The sequence below is a fragment of the Rhizobacter sp. P2_H2 genome (assembly GCF_056403375.1).
In genome coordinates, this window is the sequence record NZ_JBFUFP010000248.1 from 1 (window position 1) to 6,268 (window position 6,268).

6 protein-coding genes are annotated in these 6,268 nt (G+C 70.8%); 1 reads left to right on the plus strand and 5 read right to left on the minus strand.

Translation table 11 applies throughout. From position 1 onward, the window contains the following. The 4 genes from AC1D15_RS14695 to tsaB form a co-directional block, all read right to left on the minus strand. Positions 1–2,242, minus strand: a 2,242-nt coding sequence (locus tag AC1D15_RS14695) for a putative bifunctional diguanylate cyclase/phosphodiesterase (protein ID WP_477826560.1), incomplete at its 3' end; no start/stop codon positions are given. Positions 2,243–2,247: 5 nt separating this feature from the next. Next, a complete protein-coding gene (locus AC1D15_RS14700) occupies positions 2,248–3,078 on the minus strand; it encodes a uracil-DNA glycosylase (protein ID WP_477826561.1) in 831 nt (276 codons plus the stop codon). Then, positions 3,065–3,565 carry a ribosomal protein S18-alanine N-acetyltransferase gene (gene rimI, locus AC1D15_RS14705; RefSeq protein WP_047507739.1) on the minus strand — a complete coding sequence of 167 codons (501 nt, stop codon included), beginning with the start codon at positions 3,563–3,565 and terminating at the stop codon, positions 3,065–3,067. The genes AC1D15_RS14700 and rimI overlap by 14 nt, the downstream gene beginning before the upstream one ends. After that, on the minus strand, positions 3,562–4,281 hold the full coding sequence (gene tsaB / locus AC1D15_RS14710) for a tRNA (adenosine(37)-N6)-threonylcarbamoyltransferase complex dimerization subunit type 1 TsaB (RefSeq protein WP_477826562.1): 720 nt from the start codon (positions 4,279–4,281) through the stop codon (positions 3,562–3,564). The genes rimI and tsaB overlap by 4 nt, the downstream gene beginning before the upstream one ends. A 41-nt stretch (positions 4,282–4,322) precedes the next feature. Here tsaB and dacB point away from each other — a divergent pair, with 41 nt between their 5' ends. Beyond that, positions 4,323–5,744 carry a D-alanyl-D-alanine carboxypeptidase/D-alanyl-D-alanine endopeptidase gene (gene dacB / locus AC1D15_RS14715; RefSeq protein WP_477826563.1) on the plus strand — a complete coding sequence of 474 codons (1,422 nt, stop codon included), beginning with the start codon at positions 4,323–4,325 and terminating at the stop codon, positions 5,742–5,744. Positions 5,745–5,750: 6 nt separating this feature from the next. Here the strand turns inward: dacB and AC1D15_RS14720 are convergent, their stop codons facing one another. Beyond that, entirely contained in the window at positions 5,751–6,227 is a 477-nt protein-coding gene (locus tag AC1D15_RS14720; protein WP_477826564.1) for an OmpW/AlkL family protein, read from the minus strand. Between the last annotated feature and the right edge of the window lie 41 nt (positions 6,228–6,268).

Below are 6,268 nucleotides of genomic sequence, written 5' to 3' on the forward strand. Positions count from 1 at the left end.
TGCGCGCCAGCTGCACGATGGCGCGCGCGATCGCCGCCGAGTCGTGCTCGTCCGGCAGGTCCTTCACGAACGAGCGGTCGATCTTCATCTTGTCGATCGGCAGCTCCTTCAGGTGGCCGAGCGACGAGTAGCCGGTGCCGAAGTCGTCGACCGAGATCCGGATGCCCATCGCCTTCAGCTCGCCGAGCCGCGCCTTCACCTCGCCGAGGTCGTCCATCAGCATGCGCTCGGTCAGCTCGAGCTCGAGGAATTCGCCGGGCACGCCTTCCTCGCGCAGCATGTCGGCGATCATCTGGATGAAGCCCACCGTCTGGAACTGCACGCTCGACAGGTTCACCGCCACCGGCACGCTGCTGATGCCGGCTTCGTGCCAGCGCCGCGCGCAGCGCAGCGCGTCGCGCAGCACCCACTGGCCGATCGGCAGCATCTGCCGCTGCTGCTCGGCCAGCGGAATGAAATGGTCGGGCATCAGCAGCCCGCGCTCCGGGTGGTTCCAGCGGATCAGCGCCTCGACGCCGACCAGCACGCCATCGTGCGCACGCACCTGCGGCTGGAAATGCAGCATGAACTCGCTGCGCTCCAGCGCCTGCGTCAGCTGGCTCTCCATCACCAGCGCGGCATAGGCGGAGCGCGCCATCGCCGGCGTGAAGAACTGGTAGTTCGCGCGGCCGCGCGCCTTCGCGAGGTACATCGCGGTGTCGGCGTTCTTGATCAGCTCGTCGGCCGTCTGGCCGTCGTGCGGGAACATCGAGATGCCCACCGACGGCGTCACCGAGATCAGCCGCCCGTCGGCATTCACCGGCACCTCGATCGCCGCCAGCAGCTTCTGCGTCGCCTCCTCGACGTCGGCGCGCTGCAGCACGCCCGGCAGCAGCACGATGAACTCGTCGCCGCCGAAGCGCGCCACCAGGTCGGTCGAGCGCAGGCTCTGGATGATGCGCTGCGCGACCGTCTGCAGCAGCGTGTCGCCGATCAGGTGGCCCAGCGAGTCGTTGACGCGCTTGAAATGGTCGAGGTCGATGAACAGCAGCGCGAGCTGCGAGTCGCTGGTGCGCGCGCCGGTGATGCGGTGCTCCAGCGTCTCCATGAAGCTCATCCGGTTCGGCAGCTGCGTCAGCGCGTCGTGGTGCGCCAGGTGGTGGATGCGCTCCTGCGCCGCCTGCCGGTCGCGCAGGTCGCGCACCAGCGTCATGCGCATGCGCTCGCCGTTGCGCAGCATCGTGCGCACGGTGAATTCCACCGGCAGGCGGCGGCCATCCTTGTGCAGCGCGACGCTCTCGTAGGTGATCTCGGCACCGGCCGATTGCGTCGCGGCGGCGCGCGCGAGCTGGTCGGGCGCGATGAACTCCAGCGTCTGGCGGCCCTTCAGTTCCTCTAGCGTGTAGCCGATCAGCGCGAGCGCCGGCGGGTTGGCGTCGGTGATCACGCCATCCTTGTGGAACACGATGCCCTCGGCGCTCGCCTGCATGAACTTCGCGAGGCGCTCTTCCGATTCGYGCACCGACTGCTCGGCGAGGCGGTGCTTCGTGATGTCGGAGATCAGCACGAAGGTGGCGGTCGCATCGCCGTCGTTGACCACGTGCGGCACCAGGTTCACCTCGATCCAGCGGCGCTGGCCGTCGGCGCCGATCAGCTCGCGCTCGTAGGACGCGCTGCGCCGCTCGCGCAGCACCTGGTCGACCTGCGGCTGGATCAGCCGCGCGGCCGGCTCGCCGATGATCTCGGCGACGGTGTGGCCGACGATCGACTGCTCGTCCCAGCCGAAGGTCTGCGCATATTGCTTGTTCGCGAACAGGCAGCGCAGCGTGCTGGCCTGGTAGTAGGCGATCAGCACCGGCACGTTGTCGGCCAGCAGCTGGAACTGGTCGGCCCGGGCGCGCGCCGACAACTCGGCGCGGTGSCTGTCGGTCACGTCGTGCAGCACGCACAGGTAGTGGCCGGGTCCCGGCAGCCAGCGTGCTTCCAGGTCGAGCCAGCAGGGGCCGCCGGCCGATTGCGGCGCGCACTGCATGCGCAGGTTCAGCGCGAAGTCCTCGCGCGCGATCAGCCGCGTGGCGAGCGTCGCGCGCGACTCGGCGCCGAGCAGCGACTGCCACAGCAGCCCGGCATCGAGCACCGAGCCGGCGCCGCTGAACTCGACGAAGGCGCGGTTGCCCTGCAGCACCCGGCACTCGGGCGTCAGCCGCAGCACCATGCACGGCAGGTCCTCGGTGTCGGGCCAGGCGGGCGAGGTGGCGTCCATCGGCGTCAGGCGTCCGGGGTCGGATCCATCGGCTTCATCTGCTCCAGCGCGAGGCACAGGTCGTCCCAGGCGCGCGCCTTGTCCTCCGGGTTGCGCAGCAGGTAGGCCGGGTGGTAGGTGACGACCAGCGGTACGCCCTGGTACCGGTGCACCTTGCCGCGCAGCCGGCCGACCGGCTCGCTGCTGCGCAGCAGGCTCTGCACCGCGAAGCGGCCCATCGCGAGGATCATGCGCGGCTTCACGAGCTCGATCTGGCGGATCAGGAACGGCTCGCACTGGGCCAGTTCGTCGGGCTCGGGGTTGCGGTTGCCGGGAGGGCGGCATTTCAGCGTGTTGGCGATGAAGACCTGGCGCGCCGGTTCGGCCTCGCCGCGCGTCAGGCCGAGCGCGCGCAGCATGCTGTCGAGCAGCTGGCCCGACTTGCCGACGAAGGGCTCGCCCTGCCGGTCCTCCTGCTCGCCGGGGGCTTCGCCGACGACCATCCAGTGGGCCTGCGGGTTGCCGACGCCGAACACCGTCTGCGTGCGGCCGCTGCACAGCTTGCAGGCGGTGCAACCGGCGACCGCGTCGCGCAGCGCGGGCCAGTCCATCGTCGCGACGCCGCTCGGGCGCGGGCCGCGCAGCGGGGCGGTGGCGGGCTCGACGTCGGGGGCGGTGTTGCGTGCGGTGTTGGGTGCGATGTTGGGTGCGGTGTTGGGTGCGACAGCGGGCGACGGTGCGGCTGCCGTGGCCGGCGCGGGCTCGGCCAGCGCCACCTCGTCGCCCTGCGCCGGCGCATCCCACACGCGGATGCCCATCTCCTGCAGCATCGCGACCTGGCGTTCACTCCAGCGCATCGACACCTCCCACCTGCAGGCTCATCACCGCCGCATCCTCGCGCCCGCTCGGGTGCGTGGCGCGCGACGCCGGGTAGTAGCCGCGGCGCGTGCCGATCGACTGGAAGCCGTAGCGCAGGTACAGCGCGCGGGCGCGCTCGTTGCTCTGCCGCACCTCCAGCCACAGCTGGCCGGCGCGGCGCTCGCGGCACACGGCGACCAGCTCGTCGAGCAGGAAGCGGGCGTGGCCCTGGCGCTGGAAGGCCGGCGCGACGGTCAGGTTCAGCAGGTGCATCTCGTCCACGCCGGGCATCGCGATGAAGTAGCCCAGCATCTCGCCGCGCTCGCCGTAGATCACGCGGGCCACGTAGCCGGCGGCCAGCGAGTCGATGAAGTTGCCGTGGGTCCACGGGAATTCATAGGCCTGGCGCTCGATCTCGAGCACCGCATCGAGCTGCGTGACGCCCAGCGGCAGCAGCAGGCGCTTGTCCCTCAGTACGGCACTCATGCCAATGCCTTCGCTTTCATGGCCTTGTCGTGTTCGCGCTCGGCGGTCGTCTGCGCCACCTTGTCGCGCAGGTAGACCGGCAGCGCGTGCGCGGCGTCGACGCGAACGCCTTGCGACCACAGCTGCGCGGCGACACGCGCCAGCGCCTCGGCCCGGGATCTCGCCTGCGGCACGCGGCGCACCGACGGCCCGATCGCCAGCCGGTCGCCGAAGGCATCGAGCGCCGAGCCGGCAATCACGCCGACGGGCTGTTCCTGCAGCAGCGCATGGAATGCGTCGATGCGCAGCAGCGCGGGCGCCGTGGTCACCGCCCAGTGCCCGTCGCGCCAGCGGTAGCGGCCGGCATAGATCTCGTCCATGCGTGCATCCATCGCGACGCAGACCTCGGCCGCATCGGTCTGCACGCGTGCATCGTCGGCCACCAGCATCAGGCTGTCGACCGGGATCACCGGCCTGGCCGCGCCGTACGCCAGCCCCTGGGCCACCGAGCATGCGGTGCGCAGCCCGGTGAAGGCGCCGGGGCCGCAGCCGAAGGCGATCGCGTCGACATCGGCCAGCGCCAGGCCGTGCGCGGCCAGCAAGGCCATCAGCTCGGGGATCAGCGCGGCCGAGGCCTGCGCGCCGCCGGCACCGTCGTGCGCGGCATGCCGCCCGGGCGTGACCAGCGCGATTGCCATCGCGTCGGTGGAGGTGTCGAAAGCCAGCAGCGTGCCCATGGCGACAGTCTAAAGCCCGGGGTGCGTGAGATCATCAGGGGATGGGGAATGTAGGGAGACGCATCCTGCTGGGCGCCGTCGGGCTGTGGGCCGCGATGCCCGCGCTGGCAGCACCGCTGCCGGTCGAGGCCGAGGTGGCGCTCGACGCCGCCAAGGTGCCGCGCGAGGCGATGGTCGCCTGGGTGCAGGAGGTCGGCGCGAGCGCGCCGCGGCTCGACTGGCAGTCGCGCCAGCCGGTCAACCCGGCGTCGCTGATGAAGCTGCTGACCACCTCGGCCGCGCTCGAACTGCTCGGCCCGGCCTGGAGCTGGTCGACGCCGGTCTGGCTGCAGGGCACGGTGCGCAAGCCGGGCCCGAACGGCGTGCTCGACGGTGACCTCGTGATCCGCGGCACCGGCGACCCGAAGCTCGTGCCCGAGCGGTTGTGGATGATGCTGCGCCGCGTGCAGCAGCTCGGCGTGCACGAGATCCGCGGCGACATCGTGCTCGACCGCAGCGCGTTCCGCCCGGCGCTGCAGAACCCGGCCGATTTCGACAACGATCCGCTGCGGCCGTACAACGTGCAGCCCGATGCGCTGATGCTGAACTACAAGTCGCTGACGCTGACCTTCGCGCCCGACGCGCTGGCCGGCGTCGCGCGCATCACCGCCGACGTGCCGCTGGCGGGCCTGCAGGTCGACGACGGCGTGCCGCTGATCGCCGGCCCCTGCGACGACTGGCGCGCGCCGCTGCTGCTCGATGCCGCCGATCCGGCAAAGCTCAAGCTGGCCGGCGGCTTCCGCAAGCTGTGCGGCGAGAAATCATGGTCGATCGCCTGGCCCGAGCCGCAGCGCTACAACGAGCGCCTGCTGCGCGGCCTGTGGCACGAGATGGGCGGCAAGCTGACCGGGCGCGTGCGCGACGGCGTCGCGCCGTCCACGCCGCCGAGCTTCGAGCTGGTGTCGCCGCCGCTGGCCGAGGTGGTCCGCGACATCAACAAGTTCAGCAACAACGTGATGGCGCAGCAGCTGTTCCTGACGCTCGGCCTGACGCAGCGCGGCCTCGGCTCGCCGGAGCTCGCGCGCGAGGTGCTGCGCCAGTGGCTGGCCGAGCGCTGGCCGGAGGCGGCGCCGTCCGTGGTCATCGACAACGGCTCGGGCCTGTCGCGCGATTCGCGTGCCACCGCGCAGCTGCTCGCCCGCGTGCTGCAGGCCGACTGGATGGGGCCGGTGATGCCGGAGCTGATGAGCTCGCTGCCGGTCAGCGGCCTCGACGGCACGCTGAAGCGCTCGCGCGCGACGCTCGGCCGCGCGCACCTGAAGACCGGGTCGCTGAAGGACGTGGCCGGCATTGCCGGCTTCGTGCTGGGCAACAGCGGCCGGCGCTACATCGTGGTGGCCATCATCAACCACCCCAACGCCAACGCCGCCCGCCCGGCCCTCGACGCGATGACCCAGTGGGTCATCAACGACACGGTGAACTGACGGCGGTCAGAACCGGTAGCCGACCGAGAGATTCGTCGAGATCGGGTCCAGCTTCGTGTCGATCGACTGCCCGGTCGACAGCTTGGTGGTCGTCTTCAGGTAGGTCTTGATGACCGAGCCGTCGACGAACCAGTGCTCGTCGAACCGGTAGCTCAGGCCGAGCTGGAACGACGGCCCGAAGGCCGAATCCACCGACATCGAGGTCGCCGGGCCGCCCGGGTTGGTCAGCGCGGTCAGCGTGCCCGAGCCTTCCTCGCCGTAGAAGTGCGCATAGGTCAGGCCGGCGCCGACGTAGGGCCGAAAGGGCGAGCTCGCCTCCAGGAAGCGGTATTGCGCGAACAGCGTCGGCGACACCTGCTTGATGGTGCCCAGCTTGCCGACGCCCGACAGCGCGCCGTCGCCGACCACCTCGTGCTTGTAGGGCAGGCCGGCGAAGGCAAGCTGGGCACCATCAAGCAGGTGTCGCCGACGCTGTTCGCGCAATACCGCTTCCTGGAGGCGAGCTCGCCCTTTCGGCCCTACGT